This window comes from Listeria sp. LM90SB2 (assembly GCF_028867355.1).
Lineage (GTDB): Bacteria > Bacillota > Bacilli > Lactobacillales > Listeriaceae > Listeria > Listeria monocytogenes_B.
Window position 1 is genome coordinate 2,236,749 of sequence record NZ_CP046449.1, and the last position, 24,853, is coordinate 2,261,601.

28 protein-coding genes are annotated in these 24,853 nt (G+C 37.6%); 6 read left to right on the forward strand and 22 right to left on the reverse strand.

The window, feature by feature from the left end:
- Positions 1–73 precede the first annotated feature (73 nt).
- The gene (locus tag GL301_RS11030) at positions 74–1,090 is read right to left on the reverse strand and encodes a PTS sugar transporter subunit IIC (RefSeq protein WP_003724567.1); all 1,017 of its coding nucleotides are present in this window, start codon (positions 1,088–1,090) and stop codon (positions 74–76) included.
- A 68-nt stretch (positions 1,091–1,158) separates the two neighbouring features.
- Positions 1,159–2,013: a LysR substrate-binding domain-containing protein gene (locus GL301_RS11035; RefSeq protein ID WP_003724568.1), complete on the reverse strand. Its 855-nt coding sequence runs from the start codon at positions 2,011–2,013 to the stop codon at positions 1,159–1,161.
- Between the two features lie 105 nt (positions 2,014–2,118).
- On the opposite strand from GL301_RS11035, the gene GL301_RS11040 reads away from it, so the two are divergent.
- On the forward strand, positions 2,119–3,126 hold the full coding sequence (locus tag GL301_RS11040; protein WP_003724569.1) for a YeiH family protein: 1,008 nt from the start codon (positions 2,119–2,121) through the stop codon (positions 3,124–3,126).
- Positions 3,127–3,181: 55 nt separating this feature from the next.
- Positions 3,182–3,823, forward strand: coding sequence for a DUF1361 domain-containing protein (locus tag GL301_RS11045; RefSeq protein WP_003724570.1), 642 nt, complete (start codon positions 3,182–3,184; stop codon positions 3,821–3,823).
- A gap of 49 nt (positions 3,824–3,872) precedes the next feature.
- Here GL301_RS11045 and GL301_RS11050 read toward each other — a convergent pair whose 3' ends face one another.
- Positions 3,873–4,190 carry a nucleoside triphosphate pyrophosphohydrolase family protein gene (locus GL301_RS11050; RefSeq protein WP_003722273.1) on the reverse strand — a complete coding sequence of 106 codons (318 nt, stop codon included), beginning with the start codon at positions 4,188–4,190 and terminating at the stop codon, positions 3,873–3,875.
- Between the two features lie 198 nt (positions 4,191–4,388).
- Here GL301_RS11050 and GL301_RS11055 point away from each other — a divergent pair, with 198 nt between their 5' ends.
- Positions 4,389–4,565, forward strand: coding sequence for a hypothetical protein (locus GL301_RS11055; RefSeq protein ID WP_003724571.1), 177 nt, complete (start codon positions 4,389–4,391; stop codon positions 4,563–4,565).
- A 42-nt stretch (positions 4,566–4,607) separates the two neighbouring features.
- On the opposite strand, the gene GL301_RS11060 is transcribed toward GL301_RS11055, so the two are convergent.
- The 5 genes from GL301_RS11060 to GL301_RS11080 form a co-directional block, all read right to left on the reverse strand.
- Entirely contained in the window at positions 4,608–4,907 is a 300-nt protein-coding gene (locus GL301_RS11060) for a nucleotide pyrophosphohydrolase (protein WP_003722275.1), read from the reverse strand.
- A 106-nt stretch (positions 4,908–5,013) separates the two neighbouring features.
- On the reverse strand, positions 5,014–5,340 hold the full coding sequence (locus GL301_RS11065; RefSeq protein WP_003722276.1) for a thioredoxin family protein: 327 nt from the start codon (positions 5,338–5,340) through the stop codon (positions 5,014–5,016).
- Positions 5,337–5,774 carry a flavodoxin gene (locus GL301_RS11070; RefSeq protein ID WP_003727862.1) on the reverse strand — a complete coding sequence of 146 codons (438 nt, stop codon included), beginning with the start codon at positions 5,772–5,774 and terminating at the stop codon, positions 5,337–5,339. Before GL301_RS11070 ends, GL301_RS11065 begins: the two co-directional genes overlap by 4 nt.
- Positions 5,771–6,820: a ribonucleotide-diphosphate reductase subunit beta gene (locus GL301_RS11075; RefSeq protein WP_003724573.1), complete on the reverse strand. Its 1,050-nt coding sequence runs from the start codon at positions 6,818–6,820 to the stop codon at positions 5,771–5,773. Before GL301_RS11075 ends, GL301_RS11070 begins: the two co-directional genes overlap by 4 nt.
- 55 nt (positions 6,821–6,875) lie before the next feature.
- Positions 6,876–9,167 carry a ribonucleoside-diphosphate reductase subunit alpha gene (locus tag GL301_RS11080; RefSeq protein ID WP_003722279.1) on the reverse strand — a complete coding sequence of 764 codons (2,292 nt, stop codon included), beginning with the start codon at positions 9,165–9,167 and terminating at the stop codon, positions 6,876–6,878.
- 535 nt (positions 9,168–9,702) lie between these two features.
- Here GL301_RS11080 and GL301_RS11085 point away from each other — a divergent pair.
- Positions 9,703–10,044: a YxeA family protein gene (locus GL301_RS11085; RefSeq protein ID WP_003724574.1), complete on the forward strand. Its 342-nt coding sequence runs from the start codon at positions 9,703–9,705 to the stop codon at positions 10,042–10,044.
- 53 nt (positions 10,045–10,097) lie between these two features.
- Here GL301_RS11085 and GL301_RS11090 read toward each other — a convergent pair whose 3' ends face one another.
- From GL301_RS11090 to GL301_RS11140, 11 genes are all read right to left on the reverse strand, one after another.
- A complete protein-coding gene (locus GL301_RS11090) occupies positions 10,098–11,999 on the reverse strand; it encodes an alkyl/aryl-sulfatase (RefSeq protein ID WP_003724575.1) in 1,902 nt (633 codons plus the stop codon).
- 130 nt (positions 12,000–12,129) lie between these two features.
- Positions 12,130–12,315, reverse strand: a complete 186-nt coding sequence (locus tag GL301_RS11095; RefSeq protein WP_003722282.1) for a CsbD family protein — start codon at positions 12,313–12,315, stop codon at positions 12,130–12,132.
- Positions 12,316–12,408: 93 nt separating this feature from the next.
- Entirely contained in the window at positions 12,409–13,458 is a 1,050-nt protein-coding gene (locus GL301_RS11100) for a Gfo/Idh/MocA family protein (protein WP_003724576.1), read from the reverse strand.
- Positions 13,459–13,480: 22 nt separating this feature from the next.
- Positions 13,481–14,449, reverse strand: coding sequence for a sugar phosphate isomerase/epimerase family protein (locus tag GL301_RS11105; RefSeq protein ID WP_003730882.1), 969 nt, complete (start codon positions 14,447–14,449; stop codon positions 13,481–13,483).
- A 2-nt stretch (positions 14,450–14,451) separates the two neighbouring features.
- Positions 14,452–15,174 carry a ThuA domain-containing protein gene (locus GL301_RS11110; protein WP_003724578.1) on the reverse strand — a complete coding sequence of 241 codons (723 nt, stop codon included), beginning with the start codon at positions 15,172–15,174 and terminating at the stop codon, positions 14,452–14,454.
- Between the two features lies 1 nt (position 15,175).
- Positions 15,176–15,916, reverse strand: coding sequence for a sugar phosphate isomerase/epimerase family protein (locus GL301_RS11115; protein ID WP_003724579.1), 741 nt, complete (start codon positions 15,914–15,916; stop codon positions 15,176–15,178).
- Positions 15,917–15,931: 15 nt separating this feature from the next.
- Positions 15,932–17,008, reverse strand: coding sequence for a Gfo/Idh/MocA family protein (locus GL301_RS11120; protein WP_003724580.1), 1,077 nt, complete (start codon positions 17,006–17,008; stop codon positions 15,932–15,934).
- A gap of 74 nt (positions 17,009–17,082) precedes the next feature.
- On the reverse strand, positions 17,083–17,961 hold the full coding sequence (gene gadR / locus GL301_RS11125; RefSeq protein WP_003724581.1) for an acid resistance transcriptional regulator GadR: 879 nt from the start codon (positions 17,959–17,961) through the stop codon (positions 17,083–17,085).
- Positions 17,962–18,030: 69 nt separating this feature from the next.
- On the reverse strand, positions 18,031–18,726 hold the full coding sequence (locus GL301_RS11130) for a Crp/Fnr family transcriptional regulator (protein WP_003724582.1): 696 nt from the start codon (positions 18,724–18,726) through the stop codon (positions 18,031–18,033).
- A gap of 252 nt (positions 18,727–18,978) precedes the next feature.
- Positions 18,979–19,650 (reverse strand): cyclic nucleotide-binding domain-containing protein, encoded by a 672-nt coding sequence (locus tag GL301_RS11135; RefSeq protein ID WP_010959015.1) that lies wholly within the window; start codon positions 19,648–19,650, stop codon positions 18,979–18,981.
- 64 nt (positions 19,651–19,714) lie between these two features.
- Positions 19,715–20,332, reverse strand: coding sequence for an MBL fold metallo-hydrolase (locus GL301_RS11140; RefSeq protein ID WP_003727860.1), 618 nt, complete (start codon positions 20,330–20,332; stop codon positions 19,715–19,717).
- A gap of 130 nt (positions 20,333–20,462) precedes the next feature.
- Here GL301_RS11140 and gloA point away from each other — a divergent pair, with 130 nt between their 5' ends.
- On the forward strand, positions 20,463–20,852 hold the full coding sequence (gene gloA, locus GL301_RS11145) for a lactoylglutathione lyase (protein WP_003724584.1): 390 nt from the start codon (positions 20,463–20,465) through the stop codon (positions 20,850–20,852).
- Positions 20,853–20,874: 22 nt separating this feature from the next.
- Positions 20,875–21,033: a hypothetical protein gene (locus tag GL301_RS11150; RefSeq protein WP_003724585.1), complete on the forward strand. Its 159-nt coding sequence runs from the start codon at positions 20,875–20,877 to the stop codon at positions 21,031–21,033.
- 45 nt (positions 21,034–21,078) lie between these two features.
- Here the strand turns inward: GL301_RS11150 and GL301_RS11155 are convergent, their stop codons facing one another.
- From GL301_RS11155 to GL301_RS11165, 3 genes are read right to left on the reverse strand one after another with little or no spacing between them, the layout of a single operon-like run.
- Positions 21,079–22,008 carry a DUF561 domain-containing protein gene (locus GL301_RS11155; protein WP_003724586.1) on the reverse strand — a complete coding sequence of 310 codons (930 nt, stop codon included), beginning with the start codon at positions 22,006–22,008 and terminating at the stop codon, positions 21,079–21,081.
- A 21-nt stretch (positions 22,009–22,029) separates the two neighbouring features.
- Positions 22,030–23,253, reverse strand: a complete 1,224-nt coding sequence (locus tag GL301_RS11160; RefSeq protein ID WP_003724587.1) for an L-lactate MFS transporter — start codon at positions 23,251–23,253, stop codon at positions 22,030–22,032.
- Positions 23,250–24,833 carry an acyl CoA:acetate/3-ketoacid CoA transferase gene (locus GL301_RS11165; RefSeq protein ID WP_003727859.1) on the reverse strand — a complete coding sequence of 528 codons (1,584 nt, stop codon included), beginning with the start codon at positions 24,831–24,833 and terminating at the stop codon, positions 23,250–23,252. Before GL301_RS11165 ends, GL301_RS11160 begins: the two co-directional genes overlap by 4 nt.
- Positions 24,834–24,853: the final 20 nt, after the last annotated feature.

Consider the following 24,853-nt stretch of genomic DNA (forward strand, 5'->3'; position numbering starts at 1 on the left):
GAATCATAGCATAAGCTTATCCAAAATTCCAATATAAAAAGTAGAGCTATTAAGCCCTACTTTTTAAACTATTCTACTGCAACTCAATCGTTAAATCACCTGTTTTGAGGCGTTCCTTTTTAATAAGAAACGGTCTGACAATAAGTGCAATAACACCTGGCAAGACAACTGCTACCAAAATAAAAGCAGCAAGTGTGCTGAATCCGTAATTTGCTATTAAATAAAGAGGTGCAACAAAGGCGCATAAGCCAAGGCCTGCAACTTCACTTGCGGCTTGAATGTGAAATACCATCACACCAAGAGGTCCAGCAATTAGTGTTGTTAATAGTGGTACTAACATGAGGCTAGGCTTTCTAATAATATTAGGTGTTTGTAATTTAGGTGTACAGATAAGTTGGGCAAAAAATGCACCCCAGTTATTATCCCGATAACTTAACACCGCGAATGACACGAATTGAACCGAGCAACCAATCAACGCCGCAGCACTTGCTGTTGGATCAAGTTGAAGCGCAATCGCGAGCGCAGCAGAAGAAGCTGGGCTAAGTATCAGTAATCCAAACACAAAAGCAATAACCATCGATGAAATCAGCGGCGAACCACCAATTAATGAACTAATTCCAAGACTTACAGAAGCTAAAATCGGCGCCATAATCTTTGCAAATAAAATACCGCTTAGTCCGCCAGCTAAAAGTGAAACACCGGGAATCAAAATCATATCAAATTTCGTCTTTCCAGTGACTCGCTTCCCAGTCCAAACTGCCACAATAACAGCCAAAATAGCTCCGACTGGTTCTCCGCTAGTAATAGCAACTCCGCCACCAGCTAACGTCGCCACTGCCCCACCACCAATAACAGCAGAGGCTGCCGCACTTATCGTCACAAGCGTATTCGCGTGCAAGCACATCGCAATACCAACACCAATTCCCGGAATTAACATCGTTTTACCAATTGCTCCAACCGTTACAAGAAATGAAATCCCTGTCATCTGCCCAATTGTCTGTAAAAGAAGTCCAATTCCAAGCGTTACAAGAACCGCATTCGCAATCCCCATAGAAGCCTTATAGGAACGATCTATAAAATATTCTTTCATTGCTTCTCCCTTTCTAAAATGTATTCTTTCTCATTGTAATCACTAGTTAATTAAAAAGCTAGTTTTATTTACTGGTTTTCCTTTAAAAATGTTAAAAAGGTTTCAGCAATTCGATTTTCAAGTCTTTGTCTGTTTTTTAGTACCGAAAACTTCCGCATTAAGCTACCAGCCTCATTAAACGTCTGCAGTTTTCCTGATGTAATTTCTGTTTGAACAACACACTTAGAAATAACGGTGTAGCCCATTCCTTCAAGAACCATTTGTTTGACCGCCATATTACTCCAAGCAACAACTTTTTCAGCAACATTCCAGCCATTGGTACTTAATACATGATCCAAATATTCACGCGTTCCTGAGCCTTCTTCTCGCGCAATCCAAGTTGCTCCTTGTTCGATTTCGGTAAGTGAACCGTCTGCTCGACCAACGATACACATCTCATCATCCGAAAAAGCACTTATCTCCAAATCTTTCTTACTTACCTGACCTTCAATAAGCCCTGTGTCCACTTGAAGAAGTTCCACTTTGTCAGCAATTTTCGCGGTATTTTCAATGATTAGTTCTATTGTAATATCCGGATAAAGGGCATGAAATTTCGCTATCACTTCTGGCAAAAAATACTCTCCTATCGTAAAACTAGCACCAATTCGAAGTCGACCTTTTAAATGATGGTGATATAAACTTATTTCATCTTCCACTTGTTTATATAGACCTTCTAATTGCTTGGCACGGTGATATAAAATTTCTCCTGTTGCTGTTAAAATAAACTTTTTAGCCTGCCTGTAAATAAGCTCTGTTTCATAAATCTCTTCTAATTTCTTTAATTGCAACGATACAGCGGGTTGCGAAATGTGTAATTCTTCAGCTGCTTTTGTAAAACTTTGCAATTCTACTACTCGGATATATGTTCTTAATGCCTCATCCATAGTAACACCTCCATAAAAATAACTTATCAATAATATAATTAATATAAATTTTACTAATAAAATCAAGAATGGTAAAGTAAAAGTATAAAAGAAAGGGGGATGAACATGAGTCAAATTTTATTTAAAACGAAGACTTTTTGGTATGGTATTGCGCTTACTTTCTGTATTGCTACCTTATCTTATTTTTTAGCGAAGTTGCCTTTTTTAATGATTCTCGGACAACTTGTAACTGCTATTTTAATTGGTATTATCATTCGTGCACTTTTCCCAGTTCCTGAAAAATGGTTTACTGGTATTCAGTTTTCCAACAAGGTAATTCTTCGTGCTGGGATTATTTTACTTGGTTTTCGCTTGAACTTAGTTGATATTTATCATGCTGGCTGGCGAGTGTTTCTCATTGCTGCCTTATGCCTTAGCTTTGGTATTACTATTGTTTATTTCTTAGCCAAACTTTTTGGAGTGGATAAAAAACTAGCTATTTTGGTCGCTTGTGGTACAGGGATTTGTGGTGCTGCTGCAGTAGTTGCAATTTCTCCACAAGTAAAAGCTGATAATAACCAAACGGCTGTGGCTGCTACAATTATTGCATTACTGGGAACTATTTTCACTGTTATCTATACGTTGATTTATCCAATTCTGCCACTTGGACCAGACGGTTATGGGATTTTTGCAGGGGCTACACTTCATGAAATTGCCCACGTTATTGCAGCTGCAGATCCAGGCGGCTCATCAGCTGTTGATATGGCGGTTATTGTTAAATTAACACGTGTAGCCTTACTTGTTCCAGTCTGCTTTGTTGTTGCAAAAATGGTTAATGCTGGAACTAAAAACCGTTTTTCATGGGCTGAACTTCCTGTACCTTGGTTTATTTTCGGCTTTTTAGCAACTAGTGCAATTAACAGCTTTGGAATTATTCCAACATCTGTAACTGATTTTCTTGTCATCTGCGCATATTTCCTCATTGCTATGTCAATGGGCGGACTCGGTTTAAATGTCCACTTGCCATCGTTCGGAAAAATGGGTGGAAAACCTTTTGCTGCGGCGTTAATCGGTTCTGTTTTCCTTTCCGCATTTGGTCTAGCTTTAGTACTTTTGTTTCATTTAGCAGGTTAAGATGTCCTCGTCACCTCGATTTGTGATACAATAGCAAACACGAGGTGACTATTTCATGACGAAAGCAATTTGGACTTGCCGAGCGTTCTTACTCGGATACTTTCTTGTGCTGCATTTCACTGCAGATACTTACACTTTTCTAATTTTAAATGTCGGGCTTGCTTATATACCTTTCGAAATAGCAGTATTTCTCACAAAAAAACCTCGCGTCTGGTGGATTTTTTGGCCACTAGGTATTGTTTGGCTAGTATTTTTCCCAAATGCACCGTATCTTTTAACTGATTTACTTCATTTACAACGTTTAGAAATATACGGGGCAGAAGGAATACTTTCAACAGCACCTTGGTTATGGCGACATTTCACTTATATTATCGTCGGTGTGTTCTTTGGATTATTTATTGGATTCTGGTCTTTCGCAAAAATGCTTGCAGAAATAAGAAGACGATTTAATTGGACTAGTTTACTAAGTTATCAATTACTTTTGATAGGATTAATTTTGTTATCTAGTTATGCGATATACATTGGACGGTTCTCTCGTTTACACTCCATCCATTTACTTACGCAGCCAATTGACTCATTGCAAATTATGTTTAGTGTTTTTCACTGGCCATTTTGGAATTTTGTGTTTTACTTTTCGATTATCCAATATGTAATTTATACGCTATTTAGCAGGTTTTCTAGCTCACTAAAAAACTAAAAACGTTTGTATTTTAGGAAAATTAATTTTCTTAAATACAAACGTTTTTTTAATCGATATGTAGCTTACTTCGCTCTGTTGAAAAACCTTGAGGATAACGACGCTTTAATTTCTCGATATTTAATTCTGCTACTGTTTCCATGCTTATATCTGCCCATTTAGCAATTTGTGATACGTACCAAAGTACATCCCCTAGCTCTTTTGTTAGAGATTCCTTATCTAAATCATGTCCATGAAAAGCATATTTCTTAATCAAATCGGCAACTTCACCGGCCTCTCCAGTAATACCAAGTCCGTAATTTGTTAGTGCCTGTTCGTGTGTTGCAGCAGTTCTATTCGCTAAAATTTGATACTCTTTAAAATCCATATGTTTTCCTCCTTGCTTCTCTCACTTTCTTACTATAACAGATAATTTTTTTCCTTTGCAGTCTTGACTATTTCCAACTTATGCGAACTGATGCTCTATCAATGCATTTCATCTTTAAAAATTTTTTATCTTTAAAGTCTTATTTTTTTCAGATAATTCCTATATAATAGAGATAAGATTTCTGAAAGGAGTTTTCAAATGAAATTAGCTGGCTTAGTGTTACTTCTGATTGGTTTGATTGGTTTTGGCTTTTCGTTTAGCATTACCGGACTTATCGGTTTTGGTGTATGTATCATTTCTATTATCTTAGTTATAGCAGGAATTTTTGCAATGATTCGTTCCAAAAAACGCCGTAAACGTTCTTATTCTTATTAAAATAAAAAGCTGCCTTATCATCATTTGGTAAAGCAGCTTTTTTTATTTCTTTGGCCAAGTTCTCCTACGATTCTCTGCTAATTTCATTCGAACAAGTTCCTCGCCGTCCGCCCCCATACTCTCTGCAATTTGAAGAGCATAGATAAGCACATCAGCTACTTCTTTTAAAAGTTCTTCACGATTTTCTTTTAACGCTATTTCATCTGTTTTCCACTGAAAGCATTCAAGTAATTCTGCTGCTTCAAGTGACAATGAAATTGCCAAATCTTTTGGATGATTGTATTGATCTAGCCAATCACGCTCTTTTAGAAAAGCAGTAATTTCAGCTTGTAGTTGTTTCACTATTTTAACTCCTTTAGAAGAATTTATTTGTGAAAAATATCGCAAGTACTTGTAAAAAAATGAGCACCAAGCCACCTATTTACAAGGAGACCTGCTACTCATTAAATTACGCGTTTAATGAAACTGCTTCTTCAATTTTGTTTGGTGGAATAAATCCATTTAAACGGTGGATCTCTTCGCCGCCTTTGTAAAGTACAAGTGTTGGCGTTTGTTGTACATCACGGTCAAAAAAGAAATTTTCGCCCATTTCTTCTAATTTTACTTTTAATACTTTCACTTTGCTTGCGATTTCAGAGTTTTTGAATTCAGCAAAAGAAAGATCAAGCATTTTACAATTAGGACAATTATCTTTCCAATAGTCTACATATACTAATTCTTCTCCATTTATATGAGCTTGGAACTCTTCAGGTGATTTAATTTCAATACTTGTCATTTGATTCCACTCCTTAACGCTAAAATTTTCTTGACCCAATTGTCTATATCAGCCACATCTTGTTCTGTGTGTGGCATTTGTTCTATTTTTAAAGTCGGGTAGCTTGTGCCGAAGTATTTTGCCATTCGGTCAACAGCTCCGCAATAAAACTCCATACCCCATTGTGTTTCCCCAGTACCAAAAATGGCTACATTCTCGGGCTTAACGGCTAGTTCCGCGATAAAATCTTTCATATCCGGCGGTGTTCTTCCGTAGTCGACTGTCCATGCCCCCAACACGTACAAGTCAAAATCCTCATCAAGCGGATACTCGGCTAGAGGAGATACGCGAAAGGACACAACCTCATGTCCTTCGCTTTGTAAAATCTCTTCAATTTCATCAGCCACCATTTTCGTATTACCACTTAGAGAATCATAGGCTAACAAAATTCTCATAAATCGTCGAATCCGTTATCCATATTCGTTTTTTTATAGCTTGAATTGCGCATTTCGAAAAAGTCGGTTTTTGTTTCTGTAAAGTTATCTGCGTAAGCTTTAATCCATGTCATTGTGTTATCACTATGTCCTGGATAAAGTTCTGGAATACCAAGCATTCCTAGCATTTTGTTGGCCCGATATTTCACGTAGTCAACCATTTCTTCCACATCAATACCTTCAATACCTTGTAACACTTCTTCAGACCATTCTGTTTCAAGTTCAACAGCGTGGCGGAAAGCATCATGTGTGTATTCTACTAGCTCTTCTGTTTGTAATTCTGGGTTTTCACCAAGGATTGCCCGGATTACTTCTGAAATGAACTTCGAGTGAGCAAGTTCATCACGATTGATAAAGCTAATTATTTTCCCTGTTCCAGTCATTTTATTTTGACGAACAAGATTGTAGAAGTAAGCAAAACCACTATAGAAATTAATTCCTTCTAAAATAGAAGATTGAATTAATGCTTTTACAAGTGTTTCACCTGTTTTGTTATTCATGAAGTCATCATATGCGTCCATGATTGGCTCATTACGTTTGATGATTGTCGGATGTGTTCTCGCAAGTTCAAAAACACGATTTTGTTCTTGTAAATTTGTAATAGAAGCAAGTACATACGAGTAACTTTCATTATGAATGACTTCTTGTTGCGCGATAATCGCTGCGTTTGCATGAACAGCTGGATCGGTAATATATTCCGCAATATTATAAATAAAACGTGTTTGCGGAGAATCCAGTGTTGCAAGTAAGCCAATGATTGCATCAAAAGCATATTTTTCTTGTTCTGAAAGAGCGGGATATTGTTTTGCATCGCTTTTCATGTCTACTTCGTCTGGAATCCAGTAGTTAGTAGAAAGTTCTTTATACGCACGGTAGAAAGAAGGATACGGGATGTCATTCCAATTTAAAATCCCACTAGTTTCTCCGTTTATGATTGAAGTAGAACGATTAGGAAATAAAGGTTCTAAAATTTTAATACGTGTCAGTTGTTCTTTTTGGTTAGCCATCTAGGCAAGCCCTCCCTTTCATTTTGTACTAAGTGTAAAGTATTTTAGAGATGTATCAGCTTGAGCACCATTCGCACTCTTCAACATCGATATCGTTAGAGCGAACATAGTAAGTTGTTTTAAGTCCTTCATTCCAAGCCGTCATGTGTAGTTCAAGTAGTTTACTTGCTTTGATACCACTTGGTACATAGAAGTTAAAGCTTAGCGATTGGTCTACGTGACGTTGACGACGACCGTTTTGACGTACACTTGCGAATTGGTCAACTTTGTAAGCACCTTTTTCGTAGTATGGGTATGTGCTTAAGTTTAAGTCCGGTGCAATAACTGGACGACGGTAATCTTTTTTCTCTTCATAGTAGAATGCACTGTAAATTGGGTCGATTGAAGCAGTGGATCCAGCAATTTGAGCTGTACTCATATTTGGTGCTACAGCTACAAGATATGCATTACGCAAACCTTTTTCTGCTACTTCTTTTGCTAATTCTTGCCATTCAGGTGAATTATAGTTACGACGCGCGAAGTATTCTCCAGTATTCCAATCACTGCCTTTAAAGACTTTATAAGCACCTTTTTCTTGCGCTAGTTTGTTACTTGCGCGAATAGCTAAATAGTTAATTTGTTCATATAATTCATCGGCATATTTCTCCGCTTCTTCTGAGTCCCAAGCGATATTTTTAAGAGCAAGCAGATGGTGCCAACCAAATGTTCCAAGTCCGATAGAACGGTACTTTTGGTTCGTGATAGTAGCTTGTGGTACTGGTAGTTCGTTTAAGTCGATAACGTTATCTAACATCCGTACTTCTACTTCGATTAAACGTTCTAAAGTACCTTCTTCAGCAACAACCGCACGACCTAGGTTAACAGAAGATAAGTTACATACAACAAAATCTCCCGCTTGTTTTGTGATAACAATTTGATCTCCAGAAATAATTTCTTGAATCATTTTTGTTGGGCTCATATTTTGCATGATTTCTGTACATAAGTTACTAGAATACACCATGCCTTCATGTTTATTAGGGTTCATTCTGTTTACTTCATCACGGTAAAACATGAATGGATTCCCTGTTTCTAATTGACTCATCATAATACGTTTCATGATATCAATAGCTTTAACAATTTTTTTGCTAATTGTTTCATCTGCTACTAGTTCTTCATATTTTTCACGGAAAGTACCTTCACCTTTTGATTCATCGTAGAAATCTTGTAGGTACCAGCCTTTTTTCGCTTTTACTTCATGTGGATCAAACAAATACCACTCGCCACGACGTTCTACAGCTTCCATGAAAATATCAGGGATACAAACTGCAGTGAATACATCATGTGCGCGTAAACGTTGGTCACCATTGTTTAATCGCAAATCAAGGAAAGATTCGATATCTTTATGGAAAACATCTAAATAAACTGCAATCGCGCCTTTACGTTGACCTAATTGATCTACGCTAACCGCAGTATTGTTTAATTGTTTAATCCAAGGAATAACGCCACCACTTGCGCCTTTGACGCCGCGGATAGCAGCTCCTGTTGAACGAACATACCCAAGATATGCGCCAACACCACCACCGTGCTTAGAAACTCTAGCGACGTCTGTATTACTGTCATAAATACCTTGCAAGCTATCATCTACAGTATCAATGAAACAACTAGACAATTGACCGCCAACTTTTCCAGCATTTGCAAGTGTCGGTGTTGCAACAGTCATATATAAATTACTTAAAGCCCAGTAAGCTTCTTCTACTAGTTTCATCCGTTTTTCTTTTGGTTCATTTTGCATTAAATAAAGTGCGATAGTTAACCAACGTTCTTGTGGCAACTCATACACATTACGTTCAGAGTCAGTCGCTAAGTAACGAGTCGCAAGTAAATACAAACCATTATAAGTGAATAATTTATCTTTTTCAGGGTCAATTAATTTCCCTGCTGCAATCAAATCTTCTTTAGAATAATTTTTTAGAATATTGCCAGAATAAATACCACGTTCGCCTAGACTCTCTTGTAGTCCAACGTACGAACCATATTTATCATCATCATTATAGAAACGATTTTTACTTGCTTTTTTATATAATTTATTTAAATAAAGGCGTGCTGCGAAATGTTCCCATTCAGGAATATGAATATCAGTACGAGCTTCTGCTTCCCTAATTAAATAATCGACTAATTCGTCAGCCGCATAATCTTCCTTCTTCTCTACAAAATTAAAAACCTTACGTTTGTAATCCTCCAAATCAAGTTTCGGAAATTCTTCATGGATTTTCTCTAAATATCCATCCAATCGGCTTTTGTCAAAAGGTAGCTTTCTGTTTCCCCCGTCTTTTACTATGTAAGTTGTCATTTGCAATCCCCATTTCATCCTTTTTTCCTCGTTGTAAAAATATCTGATTCACTTTGCGCTTTTTATTCGTCCGCTGAACTATTGTGGTCGTTCCATGGAGCAAAAAAATTAACTTTTAAAGGAGCAAATTCCCCTGATAAAAGTTAAAAGGCGATGAAGCAATATTTCGCTTTCGATACTATATATAGTATAACTTTTTCATTGTGAATGCAAGATATAGTACTCTGGTTTTATTACGAAAAGTGTCTAAACAATGATTACAACAAGGTTTTCAGCAAATAAAAAAATTTTTTCCGGCACTTGTGTGTTTTCGAGCATATTTCAAGTATAAAAATGCTACTACTTCTAGTGCCTATTTTTTCGCTAGTTTCTATATTTAGTAGTTAAAAAAAGGATGTTTTGTAACTTCACAATCTTTTAAACTCACTTTTGTTACCTTTCTGACAAAAATGTAAGATTAACGCTGGATTTTGTTAGTTAACAAACGGGATAATTTTGTCATTCCATTGTAAACTTAATGTAATAAAACAAATCAAGAAAGGATGAAGGAGAAATGTTTACTAAAAAAAGAGGTTTAATATTATTAGCTGCAGTTCTTCTAACTGTTTGCGCGATTTGGGAGTATGCGATGCCAACTGACGCCGCAGTGAAATCCTATTACGTAAAAGTAGAAGACGCAGGAAAACCCGTTCAAAAAAATCAATTCAAAGGGTTCAAATATGTATCGAATGTTTATGATGACAAAGGAAAACAAAAACAACTAACTTTCTACTCAGAAAAAGAATTAACTAAGAACGAGCAATTCAAAGTACTTGTTGGCGAGAACAAAATGGTTGTTAATTATAAAAAAATCAAAAACGTACCAGATAAAATTAAATATTTAGCTGAAAAATAAAAACGCTTTGTTATAGCCTGATAAAAGGCTAAACAAAGCGTTTTTTGTTTTTATTAAGGTGTAACAATATTGAAGACAGGATTAAATTCATCTAACAAGGAAGCAAACTCCCCAAATTTCTTCGCGTCTCCTTCTAATTTAGCTGTTTGGTCAGCAAATGCTGCTTCAAAGCTTTTCACACCACCGAAAATATGATTAAATGTATCACGAGTAGTAGTTAAAGTTAAATCAGCTTTATCGTCTACTTCACCTTCACGATAAATAAGTACGGAATTATTTACAAGTAAATGATAATTCTCATCAACATCTGTTAATTTCCAGTTCATGGAGATACGTTTACCGATGGATCTTTCCCCATTTAAACGAATACCCATGTAATCTAAAATCAAGTTAAACGGCATACCTTCTACAATATCCAGTGTAACACCAGAAATAACTTCATCTGGGACAGAATTTCTCAGTTCGTCTGCTCCGGCTAAAAATACATTACGCCATGGTCCGGACTCAGATTGATAGCCAAGTTGTTCTAACGCATCTGCAAGAAGAGCTCTTGCTTCTCCGTTTTCTCCGTCTGCGAAAACCGCATGTTTGACAACTTCCGCAACCCAGCGATATTCACCCGCTTCATAGGATACACGCGCTTTTTTCACTACTTCATCAACGCCACCCATGAACTCGACGTATTTTTTCGCCACATCTTCTGGAGGTAGCGGATAAAGGTCAGCAGGATTTCCGTTATACCAACCAAGATAAAATTGATAAATCGCTTTAACATCATGGTTAAGCGTGCCGTAGTATCCTCGTAAATACCATTTTTCTTCTAGTTCAGGAGGGAATTTCACAGCTTCAGCCACTTCAATGGCAGTTAATCCTTTATTAATAAAATGAAGCGTTTGGTCATGCATATATTTATAAGCGTCACGTTGGTGAATAAGCATGTCATTAATCTCTTCATTACCCCACGTTGGCCAGTGATGTTGACCGATACAAACTTCATATTTATCACCAAACGCACGAATCGCTTTGTCAATATCTTTCCACCACTCGTAAGCGTCACGAATTTGCGCACCACGTAATGTTAAAATGTTATGCAAGTTATGAACAGCATCTTCTGCAATATTAAGTAGTTTAAATTGCGGGAAATACATCATATGTTCTGATGGAGCTTCTGTATTCGGCGCCATTAAGAATTCCACTTCAATCCCATCAACCACGCGTTTTTCATGATCAAACGTAATAGTATCATTTGGAGCAAGTAAGGACATGTGGCCTTTGGACGCTGTTTTACCAAGTCCTGCATCCACTTGACCTAATTCCCCGCGTGACAAACGGCTACCATACATAAATTCCGCACGACGAATCATTGCATTTCCAGCAAAAATATTTTCGCTGACCGCCGCTTCCATAAAGCCTTCAGGTCCAATAAGTGCCACTTTTCCAGAGGTTACATCTTCTTTGCTAATTAGACCCGCTACACCGCCGTAATGATCGGCATGGGAATGCGTATAAATAATCGCCTTAATAGGTTTTTTCGGACGATGCTCAAAGTATAATTCAAGCGCCGCACGGGCAGTTTCAACCGACATTAATGTATCTGTAATGACAAGGCCAGTATCGCCTTCCATAATCGTCGTATTCGACATATCAAAGCCGCGTACTTGATAAACCCGGTCCGTTACTTTGAATAAACCATTTGTCATATTAAGTTGAGCGATACGCCACAAACTTGGGTTAACAGAATCAGGTGCTTCTCCTTCGATAAACTTATAATCATCCAAATCCCAAACTGCATGGCCATCTTCCGTATCAACTTTTACATGATCCCAAGTGCCAATAAAGCCTTTCTTTGCATCTTCAAAATCTTTCGTGTTCTCAAATGGTAAAGCTTTTTTTACTTTCTCATTCACTTTCTTTGTAAATTCAGACGCTTCTTTTGGTAAGACTTTTTTTGTCATTATCGGTTTCCTCCTGCACGTTTATTTTCACATACTTTCTTTTTATACCTCCGTAAAATTATTCAAAACCTTTTGCTATTATTGGACCAAAAAAAGAGCGGCTTGAAAAATTCAAGCCGCTCTTTTTAACTTATTCGGATAATTTCTTTTTAGCGTCGCCAGTTTTATCTTCTACTTCGCCTTTAGCTTTTTGAGCTTTACCTTCTACTTGTTTGCCTTTATCATCTGTTGCTTTACCGAACTTGTCTTTTGCGTCACCTACTACTTTGTCTTTAAGTCCTTTTGCTTTGTCTTTCATGCCTTTATCTTCGCTCATTGATATTGCCTCCTAATTAGAATATTTTCTAATGAAGAATTCTTTATCTCCATAGTAGTGTTTTCCACAGTTTAGGAAGCTAAAACATCTTTTTTAAATAGAATGGATAGTTCGATTTGTCTCAGCCGCTTCAAATATGGCTTCAATCAATTTTAAAACTTGATAAACTTCTTCATTTTGAACGATTGGTTCACTCGTATTATTTAAAACATCGACAAAATTATTATAAAAAGATGGAGCTAATTTGGCAGGTGCTGGAAGCGATAATGTATTGGTTGCTTCTTCGCTTGGTGGTGCCATTGTTTTTGTAAGCCCTTGCCCTGCTTTAATTGGCGTTGGCTCAGACGTTTTAGCGAGTGCGGTTGGTTTGACGATTTCCCCGCTTAAATCCCAGTCGTGGATAATTCCAGTTCCTTCTGTACCTTTGACATACCAGCGAGGTAATTTAATGAAGTTCGTTGTGCCTACCTCAATTTGAGCGGTAATGCCATTTTCGAAAGTAATGAACGTGACGAAGCCATCATCGACTTCATCCCCAAGCGCAAAACTTAGATTAGCAGATACAGATTTCACGTTACTGTCTACTAGGAATAACAATTGGTCAAGTAGATGCACACCCCAATCAAGTACCATCCCGCCGCCATGTGCTTTCAAATGACGCCAATCTCCTGGAATACCATTTGCTCCGTGGACACGTGATTCTAAGTGGAACATTTCACCGATCGTTTTTTGTTCAAACATTTCTTTAATAATCAGGAAATCTTCGTCCCAACGTCTATTTTGATGCACCATAAAATGTTTATTTACTCTTTTAGCCACATCCATAATTGCTAGTAAATCTTCGCTTGTCATTGTCACTGGTTTCTCGCAAACAACATGCTTGCCTGCTTCAAGTGCAGTAATCGCCAGTTCTTTATGGCTATCATTCGGTGTCGCGATAAGAACTGCATCTACTTTTTCATCCGCTAAAACCGCTTCAAAACTTTCATAGATTTTCAAACCTTTTTGGGCAGCGGCTTCACGTTTTTCTGCTAGAATGTCGAATACACCGTGAACTTCCAAATTATTAGCAGCCGATGCAAGCGTTACATGATAGCTTCCCATCCCGCCGTAACCAATAATTACTAATTGATATTTTTTCATCCTAAGACACCCTTTCTTATCGTTAAGCCCACCACATATCCAGTGGTTTATCTTTAATTAAAATCGATTGTAAGTTTGTAACAGCACGGTCGAATCCTTCATCAATCGACATTAATGGATCTTCGTGCTCGATGCTGACTACATAATCATAACCATATGTTCTAAGCGCGCTCATAATGTCCGACCATTCTGTCAAACTGTGCCCACAACCAACCGAACGGAATGTCCAACTTCTCGTTTGTACATCACCATATGGTTGCATATCCGTTAAACCGTACATATTAATATTATCTTGATCTAAATACGTATCTTTAGCATGGAAATGATGAATCGCTCCAGCTTTTCCTAAGATTTTGATAGCGCCAACTGGGTCAATTCCTTGCCACCACAAATGACTTGGGTCTAAATTAACCCCGATAGCATCATTTGTTTCTTCCCGCAGTTTTAAAATGGTATATGGCGTATGGCATAAGAAACCACCATGCAGTTCGATACCAATTTTAACGCCACTGGCTGCTGCAAGTTCGCCAATTTCTTTCCAGTAAGGGATTAATTTTGTTTCCCATTGCCAAGTTTTAATATCGCTATAAACAGTTGGCCAAGGAATAACCGGCCAGTTCGGCGCTTTGGCATCGTCACTATCTCCCGCTGTTCCCGAAAATGTATTAACAACCGGAACATTCATTAAAGAGGCTAGTTTGATTGATTTGCGCAAAATTTCATCAGATGCAGCCGCTTCCTCTTTATTAGGAGAAATCGGGTTATCGTGGCAACTAAAAGCACTAATTGTTAATCCTCGACTAGTAAATTTATCTAAATATTCCTTCCGCGCTGCTTCACTCGCTAAAAGTTCATCGGTTGGACAGTGATGATTTCCAGGGTTCCCGCCCGTCCCGATTTCGACAGCATCAAGTCCTGCCGCCTTTACTTTATCTAACATTTCATCCAATGATAAATTTGCAAATAATGGTGTAAATACGCCTAATTTCATGTTTATTTCCTCCCTATTTTTTCAAGTGGTTGGTGATTTCCGTATGCCGGATAATTCTTCCGACCTTCCGCGCACCAATGTACGCCGTTAATAATTACTTGCTGAATATCCGGATGGTGATAGGTTGGATAGGATTCATGGCCTGGTTGGAAGTAGAAAATCCGACCATTTCCTCGTTTGTAGGTAATCCCGCTTCGGAAAACTTCGCCGCCTTCAAACCAACCTAAGAAAATTAGTTCATCAGGTGTCGGGATATCAAAATGCTCGCCGTACATTTCTTCCTCGTCCAACTCGATAAATTCACCAATCCCTTTTGCAATCGGATGCGTCGGGTCAACTACCCAAAGGCGCTCTCTTTCATTTGCTTCACGCCATTTTAAATCACAGCTTGTTCCCATTAGGCGCATAAAGATTTTCGACATATGACCAGAATGTAGTACGACAAGTCCCATGCCTTCTAACACGCGTTTTTGCACACGATCGACAATTCTATCTTCTACGCGGTCATGCCCCATGTGTCCCCACCAAATCAGTACATCCGTATTCGCTAATACTTCTTCAGTAAGGCCATGTTCTGGTTCTTCTAAAGTAGCTGTGCCTGCCTCAATGCCTGCTTTTTCTAGAAAGCTAGCGATTTGCCCATGAATTCCGTTCGGATAAATAGCCAACACAGCATCATCTTCTTTTTCATGTAAAAATTCATTCCATACTGTTACACGTGTCATATTAGTTCTCCTCCAATACATTCGCTAAATACGTATAACCTTTGGCCACACTTGTTAGCGGATCTTGCGTAAATGCTTCTTGTTCAATAATCAGCCAGGTTGTTCCAGATTGAAGCGCCGTTTTAACAAAACCAGGCACATCCAAAACACCTTCACCGATAATAGTGCTTTCCTTGTTTGCTCTCGATTTATCTTTAATATGAATTAGTGGTACCCGGTTACGATATTTTTCGATAAAAGGAATAACCCCAATTCCCGCATACTCAATCCAGTAAGTGTCTAATTCTGCAACCATCTCTGGTACATTTTTAAGTAAACTGTCCAAAATAATTTCGTCATCTAATTTATCTAATTCGTGAGCATGATTATGATAACCAAAATGCATCCCAGCTTGTTGAATAGTTGTTGTAATTTCACGAAGTCTGCCGCCGAATTCAAGCCATTCTTGCTTCGTTTTAAAATCTGCATATGGGCAAATAATATATTCATTTCCCAATTCGCGTTCGAACAAAATGACATTTTCTAAGTCTGCTTCAAGCTGTTCTTTACTAATATGAGATCCTGCTACTTCTAGTCCGAGTTCAGCCAATTTCGCTTTAATTTCACTAGCGGATTTACCGTAATAACCAGCAAACTCCACACCGTCATAACCCATTTCCGCCACTTTTTCTAACGTTCCAAAGAAATCATCTTCACAAGCTTCCTTAACACTCCACAACTGTAACGCAATTTTTGCTTTCATAAAGGCACTTCCTCCTTAATTAAAATAAACTGGTTGTCCTGTTTTCGATGATTCATAAATAGCTTCTAAGATTTGTGTTACAACAAGTGCTTGTTCTGGTTTTACAACAGGATCTGTATTTTTTTCAATTGCTTCTAACCATTGTTCTGCTTCGATTAACGCTGGGTCATCACCAGTTCCATCATAAAAATCAACGCCGCCTGCTTCTAATTGAATTTTCTTTTCATACATTTGGCTGTGCGCTTCGCCGTTAATTCGTAAACCGTCTTCCATATCTGCGCCGCCTTCTGTTCCCGATAGAGATGTTCTTGCTTCACCGACATCGAGTGTGTTAAGCGCCCAACTTGCTTCTAATACTATCGTCGCGCCGTTTTCCATTGTGATAAAACCAAACGCGGAATCTTCTACAGTAAATTTATTTGGATCCCATGAGCCCCATGCATTTGCTGCATTTTCTTTTTTGGCAAGTTTATGATAACTGTTTCCTACTACATATTTCGGTTTATAATTGTCCATCATCCAAAGCGTTAAATCAAGCGCATGTGTTCCAATATCAATAAGTGGTCCGCCACCCTGCGCTTCTTCATCTAAAAACACACCCCAAGTTGGTACAGCTCGGCGACGAATCGCTTTTGCTTTTGCATAATAGATATCGCCTAGTTCGCCGTTCTCGCAAACTTGGTGCAAGTAATCCGAGTCTTTGCGGAATCTATTTTGGTAACCAATTGTTAGTTTTTTTCCTGTACGATTAGCAGCTTCAATCATGCTTTTCGCTTCTTCGGTTGTTTTTGCCATTGGTTTCTCGCACATAACATGCTTTCCAGCTTCCATAGCCGCAATAGAAATTTCTGCATGAGAAATATTTGGTGTACAAACATGGATGACATCGATGGATTTATCTTGGAGTAATTCTATATAGCTTGTGTATACGCTTGCATTTTCACTACCAAATTCTTTTGCTGCGGCTTCCGCTTTTTCTAAAACGATATCGCAAAAAGCAACCATTTCTGCTTTCTCAGCTTTTAATAAACTTGGCATATGCTTCCCGTTTGCAATGCCTCCACAACCTATAATTCCAACTTTTAATGTCATAATAAAAAACCTCCAATAGTTTTGATAGTTACATCATACAAAACTACTAGAGGTAAATCTTCCTATTTTATTGCTTAATTATTCCCGTATATTGTCTTTCTGTATTTTAATGGTGCTACACCCATTGCTCGTTTAAAGGCATGATGAAAGGTTTTTACACTACTAAATCCTGCTAGTTCGGCCACTTCTGTAACAGGGAAAGCTTCATTTAACAACATCCATTTTGCTTTATTCAGGCGGTAATCATTTAAAAAAGTCACAAACGTCATACCAGTATTTCGCTTGAAAAATTTTGTGAAATAGTACGTGCTAAATCCAGTGTAATCAGCTACTTCTTGTAAGCTGACCGGTTCTTGATAGTGTTTCTCGACATAGGAAAAAATTTGATCTAATTTATGTAATGTTTCTTGAGATTTTAAGACTGCATCTTCTGAAATCACACTATCGGGTTGAGTTTTGATTTGAGGAATTTCCCGGTATATCAAGCCGATAATCGCTAGTAGGTCTGCTTTTAGAATATAATGCTTCCCAGGCTTTTCCCCGCTTGACTCAGAATGGATATTCATAATTAAAGATTGCATTTTAGCAACCGTCTCTTCTGGCCATTCCCTGCTCAAATGTGCCATTTCTGTAAGCATTTCGCGCAACGTTTGCATTTGGCCATCCATTTGCATTTCTTCTTGAAATAAACTTAAATCAAATTGGATAACGATGCGCTCACTACTCGGCGAAGCTAAAAAATAATGCACATCTCCGCCATTTATTACTTGAATTTCTCCTTCTTTTAATTGAATTGGCATATCATTAACGCCAAGATTAAGGCTACCTTTTAGCGCATAAATAATTTCAATCTCTTTGTGCCAGTGTGGATAAACAAGAACTTCCCCTTCATTAATAAACGAACGAAAAGGAAAAGCTTTATTTAATTCTGGAATTTCCAAGTATTCGCTCATAGTGAAACTCCTTTTTTTCTTTCATTTTAGCATAAAAAAGAAGACAGCCGTTAAACTATCTTCTTAAGTTTATAAAATTAATGATTCATAGGGAATTTCATTAAAAAGTTTTTCTACATTTATAACAACAGGTATTTTAGTATTTAATAGGTAATCTTCTTTTTTTAGTTCACTAAGAGTTAAGCTAAGATACTCTCTTGTAATACCCATGAATTTAGATAAAAATGTAGTAGATAATTCTTGCGGGATTTGAATGTTATCTCCATTGGAAATACCATATTCATAACCAATTGCAGCAATCAAGTGTTTTACGCGATCTTTCACTTTAAGCGTATTAAGCAAACAGCGACGTTGCAGTATCATAATTTCTTTTTTCGCTTGATAAAGCATAAATTCTTCTACACTAACATGCTTTTCTACCATAAAAATGAAAAAATCTCTGTCTACTGCCGTGATGACGCTAGAACTTGGCGAGAGTAATTGAGCACCAATATTGCGTTTTAAATCAGAAGACATAAAAGATGAAAAATTACAGACATCTCCAGGTTTTAGCAATTGATCGTACCCAATATAGTCATCTATTTGTGTTCCTTTCATAACAATACCCTTTTCAACAAAGTAGATACCTGTAACAAAATCAACATCAAACAGTTCATTTTTAGAAAGTTTAATACTCATACTATGCTTAGCAAAATCTCCAGACTTCTTACAAAAATGAAGTGGATTGGTCAAAATTTCATGTTGTCGTTTTTCTAATGTGTTCATTGCAAATTCCTCCTCTAAAGTATAATATCACACAATGAAAACACCCTAGAGAAGGAATAAGCTAAATAAAATAACGTTACTATCATAAAAAAAGAACTTTTTCACTATTTGTTCATTAAAATCAACTTTTTTTGGGCATAATATGTCTAAATAAGTACTTTTTGTGACATTTTTTCTATGCTTTTTTTAGGTAATATTTTAACTTTTCCACCTTTTTTAACGTAAAAATCAATATATATTAAGTTTTGTTCTTTAAAGTATGTCTATTTTCTTAATGACCCACGGTTTGTGACTATCATCGAGAATTCCTTCTTTTCGTAGTTTTAGTACAATAATATTCGTATATTCTCGAGTAGTATTCGCATATTGGGCTAAAATAGAATTATTGATTTCATCAGGCAAAATGAATTCCTTTTCCTTTGTTACTCTGCCCATGTACAGACCAAGCTCTTTTAAGCATGCTCTAATACGAAGTTCTTTCTTCATAAAATTACGCTTACTAGCTTTAAAATAAACTTTTCTTGTATAAAGTAAGTTAGATAATAGATATTTCGCTTTTTGACCCGATTCATCCAAAACACGTTCCACAAAATCAGGATCAAGTACCCAACAATGAACTTCTGTCAAACTACGCAGTACGGACTCCTCTGGTTCTTCTTTAATAATCGGAATTAAATTAATTGCTATTTCGCCACCAACAAAGCTAATAATCCCAGAATCTCCATATTCATTTTGGAGGCAATAAGAGAAGTATCCGCTTTCGACTAAGTATATTTGGAAACCTTTCGAATTATTCATCTTGATTTCTTTACCTCTAGGAATAATTTCTTGATAACAATAATCATGAAAGTAGTAATCTTTTTTTAGTAATTGTAGTAATGCTTTTGGCGTTGTTTCTTTGAAAATTTCCTCATCTGAATGCATTTTCCAACATCCTTTCCATTGATTACAAAAAAACTGCAGAATAAATGCTTCTGCAAGTTCTTTTTTAGTTAAAATATGGGTTTGTTTTCTTTTCATGACCGATAGTGGTTGCATCACCATGACCTGAATAGGCTGGGAAGTCATCTGGAAGTACAAACAGTTGTGTTTTAATACTATTTATTAACATATCGAAATCTCCTGTGTATAAATCCGTACGACCGATACTACCTTTAAACAAAGCGTCGCCAACTACGACAAAATCATCGAAAATAAAACTAACGCTTCCGATAGAATGCCCTGGTGTCGGTACTACTTTAAAACGAAAACCTTCTATACTATATTCACCTAACGTAAATTCATTTTCTGCCGGTTGCGCTATAATTGCTTTACCAGCTATGTGCGCAGATAAATTTAATTCTGGATTGGATAACCATTCTTGCTCTAGTGGGCTAACATATACTGGAATATTATATGTTTTGCGAATCTCTTCTAAAGCACCAATATGATCATAGTGACAATGAGTTAACAAAACTGCCACTGGTTTTACTTCAAGTTTTGCAATTTCTGCTTCAATTTTACTTGCTTCATCGCCTGGGTCAACAATTAAAGCTACCTTATCTTGATAAATGATATAACAATTTTCTTGGATTATTCCTGTCATGATTCGTTTGATTTTTGTCATTTCACTTCCGCCTTTCTTCACATTCATCATTATACCTAAAAAGCCACCTTACTTCCATCAATATTCCTTGTTTGTATTCATTTCCGAGATATACTACAATGAAGAAAGAAGTTTAAAAGGAGGAATAAAAATGACTGCAAAAATGTTACATACATGTATCCGCGTAAAAAACCTAACAGAATCGATTACTTTTTACGAAAAAGCATTAGGACTTAAAGAAGTTCGCCGCAAGGACTTCCCGGATTTCGAATTCACATTAGTATATATGGCGTTTGAAGAAGGCGGTTTTGAACTAGAATTAACGTACAACTACGACCAAAAAGAAGCCTACGATTTAGGAAATGGTTATGGTCACTTAGCAGTTGGTGTTCCGGACGTACATGCTTTATTAAAAGAACACCAAGAAGCTGGTTTTACTGTGACAGATTTAAAAGGACTACCTGGCGAAGATCCATTCTATTATTTCTTAACAGATCCAGATGGTTATAAAACAGAAATCATTCAAGATGGCGCTTTATAATTAGAAGAACTGGAGAAGCTTAATGGGAAAATATTTTATTATAATTTTGATCGCACTAGCAATTAATGGAATCAGTATTTTATTCCATAATGATATAGCAAGCCTTATCGCTGTCATCATTACAGCTGTTCTACTTATTTATTTGATGGTAGACTTAACAAAAATGTATCGACGTAAATAAAAAAAGAGTCAGCAAAATCCACTAGGATATTACTGACTCTTTTTATTATTGAATCACTAAATTGCTTGCAACTTGTTTAGATTCTTTCATGAGGCTTTCGATAATATCACTAGTGGAACGAATTTCTTTTAACATACCACAAATTTGTCCAGCCATAACTGAACCATTCTCAACGTCACCTTCATGTACTGCTTTTCTAAGAGAGCCAAGTGTTAATTCCTCTAATTTGTCTCTGGAGGCATTTTCGTTTTCTAGTTCAACATATTTTTGAATCATTGGGTTTTTAATACTTCTAACTGGCGCACCATTGCGACGACCTGTTACAGTCGTGCTTGTATCCGTTGCGTCAAGTACCGCTTGTTTAAAGCTAGCTGGAACCGGACATTCCTCAGCAACAAGGAAAAGTGTGCCGATTTGGACACCGCTTGCGCCTAACGCATAAACAGCTGCCATTCCGTGACCATCTGCAATACCGCCTGCTGCAATGACAGGAATATTTACTGCTGAAACAACTTGACGAACGAGTGCCATCGTTGTTGTTTCTCCGACATGTCCCCCGGCTTCTGTCCCTTCTGCAACAACAGCGTCCACACCGATTTCTTCCATTTTTTGAGCAATTTTCACAGACGGGATAACGGCGATAACTTTAATTCCAGCTGCTTTAAATTTTTCCATAAATGGTTTAGGCGTGCCTGCCCCAGTTGTAACAACTCGCACATCTTCTTCAATAATAACATCGACAAGTTCTGGACAATTTGGCATCATCAGCATGATATTTACAGCGAACGGTTTTGTTGTCTTTTCTTTACAAAGGCGAATTTGTTCTCGTAATGTGTCTGCTGACATTCCACCTGATGCGATAATTCCTAGCCCACCTGCATTTGATACCGCGGAAGCTAATTCATATGTGGCAATTTGTGCCATTGCCCCTTGTAAAATTGGATATTTGATTTGTAGCATTTCAGTTAAACTCATTTTCTTTTCTCCTCTCTATTTTTACGCTAATTCTTTAGTTGGTTGTTTTTTCTCACGTAATTTATAAACAATATTAATGCAAAGTCCTACAGCAGCAAGTGCGATAGCTATATAGAAAGCTTGTGTGAAGTCGCCACCGTTTTGACCGGCGATTTGCGCTGCCATTTTTGGTGCAAAGAAGGCCGCTGTGGAATAACCAATGAAGACGATTCCGTAGTTGACGCCTTGATTTTTCGGACCGTAATTTTCCATAACGATAGACGGGAAAACGCCCATTGTTCCACCAAAGCAAAGTCCAAGTCCAATAATTCCGATAACAAATCCAACAACAGATTGAAGCGTTGCAAGTGCTAGTAAAGATAAAGCAATCACTGTATAGATAATCATCAATGTATTAGATCTACCTAGACGGTCAGATACAGCGCCCCAAACTACTCGACCTAAACAGTTGCTTAGTGAATAAATACTAACGTAAGCAGCAGCCGATGCAGCCGTCAAGCCAAACATATTTTGACCAATTAAGGATGCATTAGAAGCAATCATCAGACCGGAAAATGCGCCAATACCTAGCATTAAAAGAATCAGATAAAAAGTAACTGTTCGAACCATTCCCGTCCAAGGTACATTTACCATACCAGCTGCATTATTAGCAGGCGGTGTCCAACCTTTTGGTGCATAACCAGCTGGTGCGACGCGAATAAGGAAACTACATCCAATGACAACTGCGATATAAACAGCTCCCATAATTTTAAATGCTGTCATTACGTTATATGTTTCAATTAAGTGGTTCGCAATCGGTGCAGCAATGATTGTCGCTCCACCCATTCCTGCAGTAATAAGTCCAGAAGCAAGACCACGTTTATCTGGGAAAAGACGAATCGTGTTACTAAGACATCCTGAATACGCAAAACCTTGTCCAAGCCCAGCAAGGACACCATAAGACAAATAAAGCATCGTCGTTGAAGTAGCAAATCCTGTTAACGCAAAACCAAGCCCAAACAGGATTCCCCCAATTAAAATAGCCCATTTTGCTTTCCCTTTATCCGTTAAAATCCCACCTAAAATAGTTGGAATTGGTCCAATCGCCGCATTAATTGTAAATGCCATCATAACTTGCGGAATTGTCCAACCGTGAGCGGCACTTAGCGGTCCAGCAAAAACACTAAATGCATATACCGCACCGGTACAAAGCAGAACACCAACAGAGCCAATTAAGACTCCCCAACGGTTTATTTCTTTTGTCATATAGATACTCCCTCTCTTGTTTGTTTTTCAATAATAGTTTTTAAGCCGCCCCATTGTTCACTAAACATACCGCTATCCATTACTTTTAAATCACTCGCAATAACAGGTTCGAATTCCATTTGTCCAAGGATATCTTTTTCTAAATCTACTCCTGGCGCGATTTCTGTTAGAACCATTTTGCCATTTTCTAAACGGAATACAGCTCGCTCTGTCACATAGAGGATGATTTGGTCGGTCGTTGAAGCGTATTCGCCACTAAATGTGATTTGTTGAACTTGTTTGATAAACTTTTTAGCTTTTCCTTCTTGTAAAATCTCTAATTTTCCGTCAGCTACACGCGTCTTTAATCCACCTGCTGTAAAAGTTCCGGCAAAAATTAATTTTTTCGCTGATTGGGAGATATTAATAAATCCACCGCAGCCAGCAACTCTTGAGCCAAACTTGCTGACATTCACATTACCGGATTCGTCGGTTTGCGCCAAACCAAGTACGGATAAATCGAGTCCTCCACCATCGTAAAAATCGAACTGCGAATGATGATCGACAATAGCTTCACTGTTATAAGCATGACCGAAATCTGCTAAACCTGCTGGAACACCACCAACAGAACCAGCTTCCGTTGTTAGTATTAATTGATCACTCACGCCCTCTTCCGCTGCTACAGTTGATACGTTCACCGGAATTCCTACACCTAAATTTAGAATAGTTTGTGGTTCTAGTTCTGCTGCTGAACGACGCGCAATTACTTTACGGTCATCTAACGGAAGTGGCTCAATATCTCCAAGCGGAACTTGAATATGCCCTGAAAAAGCTGGGTTGTACTGTGTATTTTCAGTTTGGAAATGATTTTCCGGTTCTGAAATAATAATATGATCAACCAAAATTCCTGGAACTCTAACATCTTTAGGATTAAGCGATCCTTTTTTCGCAACAGATTCTACTTGAGCGATTACAATTCCGCCTGAATTTCGAACTGCCTGTGCAATTGGTAAGACTTCCATATGTAAGCCTTCTTTTTCTAACGTTAAGTTCCCAAATTCATCAGCCACAGTTCCGCGAATGAGCGCAACTTGAATTGGGAAACTTGGATAAAATAGCCATTCTTCGTCGTGAATCGTCAATAGCTCTACTAAGTTGTCTTTAGAACTCGCAGACATTTTTGCCCCTTCAATACGTGGATCTACAAATGTTCCCATGCCAATTTTTGTAATCACGCCTGGCCGTTTAGCTGCAATTTCACGATACAGTTGCGTAATTACACCTTGTGGCAAATTGTATGCTTCACATTTGTCTTCTTCAATTAGTTTCGCCATTTTAGGAGAAGCAATCGCAATTCCGCCAATCCAGCGTTTAATTAATCCTTCATGTCCCCAGTGACTCATTCCTTTTTCCCTGCGATCGCCAAGCGCACTAGCATGCATAACTGTTAGATTACGCGGTGCCCCTTCTTCTAAAAAACGCTTTTCAACCGCGATAGCCATTTCTTCATTAACACAAGCTAAACCGAAACCACTAAAAGCAACAGTATCGCCATCTTTTAATAATTTTGCTGCTTCACTAGCTTTTATTACTTTTGACAAATTCCTCACTCCTCATTGTT

Coding starts and splice junctions, on each gene's coding strand:
- GL301_RS11050 (WP_003722273.1), bottom strand. CDS start 4,190: ATGGATTTTAAAGAGTATCAAATTTTAGCGAATAGAACTGCTGCAACA.
- GL301_RS11160 (WP_003724587.1), bottom strand. CDS start 23,253: ATGACAAAAGAAATAAACCGTTGGGGAGTCTTAATTGGCTCTGTTGGT.
- gloA (WP_003724584.1), top strand. CDS start 20,463: ATGACTGCAAAAATGTTACATACATGTATCCGCGTAAAAAACCTAACA.
- GL301_RS11135 (WP_010959015.1), bottom strand. CDS start 19,650: ATGCATTCAGATGAGGAAATTTTCAAAGAAACAACGCCAAAAGCATTA.
- GL301_RS11085 (WP_003724574.1), top strand. CDS start 9,703: ATGTTTACTAAAAAAAGAGGTTTAATATTATTAGCTGCAGTTCTTCTA.
- GL301_RS11045 (WP_003724570.1), top strand. CDS start 3,182: ATGACGAAAGCAATTTGGACTTGCCGAGCGTTCTTACTCGGATACTTT.
- GL301_RS11035 (WP_003724568.1), bottom strand. CDS start 2,013: ATGGATGAGGCATTAAGAACATATATCCGAGTAGTAGAATTGCAAAGT.
- GL301_RS11040 (WP_003724569.1), top strand. CDS start 2,119: ATGAGTCAAATTTTATTTAAAACGAAGACTTTTTGGTATGGTATTGCG.
- GL301_RS11140 (WP_003727860.1), bottom strand. CDS start 20,332: ATGACAAAAATCAAACGAATCATGACAGGAATAATCCAAGAAAATTGT.
- GL301_RS11075 (WP_003724573.1), bottom strand. CDS start 6,820: ATGGCTAACCAAAAAGAACAACTGACACGTATTAAAATTTTAGAACCT.
- GL301_RS11090 (WP_003724575.1), bottom strand. CDS start 11,999: ATGACAAAAAAAGTCTTACCAAAAGAAGCGTCTGAATTTACAAAGAAA.
- GL301_RS11115 (WP_003724579.1), bottom strand. CDS start 15,916: ATGAAAGCAAAAATTGCGTTACAGTTGTGGAGTGTTAAGGAAGCTTGT.
- GL301_RS11120 (WP_003724580.1), bottom strand. CDS start 17,008: ATGACATTAAAAGTTGGAATTATAGGTTGTGGAGGCATTGCAAACGGG.
- GL301_RS11030 (WP_003724567.1), bottom strand. CDS start 1,090: ATGAAAGAATATTTTATAGATCGTTCCTATAAGGCTTCTATGGGGATT.
- GL301_RS11105 (WP_003730882.1), bottom strand. CDS start 14,449: ATGAAATTAGGCGTATTTACACCATTATTTGCAAATTTATCATTGGAT.
- GL301_RS11080 (WP_003722279.1), bottom strand. CDS start 9,167: ATGAAATGGGGATTGCAAATGACAACTTACATAGTAAAAGACGGGGGA.
- GL301_RS11065 (WP_003722276.1), bottom strand. CDS start 5,340: ATGACAAGTATTGAAATTAAATCACCTGAAGAGTTCCAAGCTCATATA.
- GL301_RS11155 (WP_003724586.1), bottom strand. CDS start 22,008: ATGAGTTTAACTGAAATGCTACAAATCAAATATCCAATTTTACAAGGG.
- GL301_RS11055 (WP_003724571.1), top strand. CDS start 4,389: ATGAAATTAGCTGGCTTAGTGTTACTTCTGATTGGTTTGATTGGTTTT.
- GL301_RS11110 (WP_003724578.1), bottom strand. CDS start 15,174: ATGACACGTGTAACAGTATGGAATGAATTTTTACATGAAAAAGAAGAT.
- GL301_RS11095 (WP_003722282.1), bottom strand. CDS start 12,315: ATGAGCGAAGATAAAGGCATGAAAGACAAAGCAAAAGGACTTAAAGAC.
- GL301_RS11150 (WP_003724585.1), top strand. CDS start 20,875: ATGGGAAAATATTTTATTATAATTTTGATCGCACTAGCAATTAATGGA.
- GL301_RS11100 (WP_003724576.1), bottom strand. CDS start 13,458: ATGAAAAAATATCAATTAGTAATTATTGGTTACGGCGGGATGGGAAGC.
- gadR (WP_003724581.1), bottom strand. CDS start 17,961: ATGAGCGAATACTTGGAAATTCCAGAATTAAATAAAGCTTTTCCTTTT.
- GL301_RS11070 (WP_003727862.1), bottom strand. CDS start 5,774: ATGAGAATTTTGTTAGCCTATGATTCTCTAAGTGGTAATACGAAAATG.
- GL301_RS11130 (WP_003724582.1), bottom strand. CDS start 18,726: ATGAACACATTAGAAAAACGACAACATGAAATTTTGACCAATCCACTT.